This window comes from Mesoflavibacter sp. CH_XMU1422-2 (assembly GCF_037029245.1).
Taxonomy (GTDB): Bacteria; Bacteroidota; Bacteroidia; order Flavobacteriales; family Flavobacteriaceae; genus Mesoflavibacter; species Mesoflavibacter zeaxanthinifaciens.
Map to the genome: position 1 here is coordinate 1 of NZ_JAYMEE010000049.1, position 1,037 is coordinate 1,037.

1 protein-coding gene and 1 pseudogene are annotated in these 1,037 nt (G+C 33.6%); both read right to left on the reverse strand.

Annotation, left to right across the window (positions count from 1 at the left end):
- Nucleotides 1–95: 95 nt before the first annotated feature.
- Nucleotides 96–488, reverse strand: coding sequence for a VOC family protein (locus WA340_RS05970; protein WP_336127873.1), 393 nt, complete (start codon nucleotides 486–488; stop codon nucleotides 96–98).
- A gap of 3 nt (nucleotides 489–491) precedes the next feature.
- Nucleotides 492–1,007, reverse strand: a pseudogene (locus WA340_RS05975) (ClbS/DfsB family four-helix bundle protein).
- Nucleotides 1,008–1,037: the final 30 nt, after the last annotated feature.

The window sequence follows — 1,037 nt, forward strand, 5'->3', positions numbered from 1 at the left end:
TTGCAAGTACACACCAAACTGAAAATCCGCGAGGATTTTCAGAAGTAGGCGAGAACAAGCAATTACTTATAGCCATTGTTGTGCGTTCGTATTTTTTAGCTTTTTATTGGTGTGCAAATTTCAATTAAAAATCCATTATTGTCTAAAACATAACCGACCTTTTGTCCCCAAGGTTTTTTGATAAGCGGTTCAAATTCTTTCGCTCCGGCATCAATCGCTTTTTTAAAGTCCAATTCGATATTTTCTGTGGTAAAAGCTATTTCAACTCCAAATGGCTTTTTTGATATATCTATTTTTTCAAATCCCTGTTTAAAATTTGAGTTGCCAAGTTCAATGGAAGCAAAAGCAATTGTTGTTTCTCCTGAAATCAATTCTCCATAATCATTTTCAGGCGTTACGAATTTCTGTTCAAAGCCAAATGCTTTTTTATAAAACTCAATAGTTTCAGCTACGTTTTCCACGTAGATAATTGTATATGCGTATTTCATATATTAGTTTGTTTCTTTTAATGTTTTCTGCCATTTTCGTACTCTGCTTCTCGCATTTTTATACGGTGAAGAAGTGTTAAATTGTATCATTTTTCCTTTTGTCCATTTGTCGTACCAAGATTTTTCGTAAAGTTCTTCGTTCGTATTATTTTCAATCAGTTTTTGTATTTTCTCTACAGTTTGGTCTAATTTATTCAGCAACTTAGGATAGTCAATATTTTCGTAGTCCTAATAAAATTTTTGGGCAAGTTTTCCCAACTCATTCCATTTGTAATTCGTTTCGGGAAAATCAACGATTTCTCCGTTTTCTTTTTTTCGATTCCATTTCAGCACAAGTTCTCCCCAACCAATGAGATAGGCGACCAAATCCGAAATACTCATTTTGGTTTCTTTTGCGTGTCCTTCGAGTTTTTTTTCTTTGGTCAATTCCGTTGGAATATTTTCCAAGTCCTTTTTCAGTTTGGAATAGTTGTTCTCAATTTCAAAAATCAATTCGTTCTTATTTTTTGGAACTGCCATTTCTCGGTTTTGGTTATATGACGCACAACG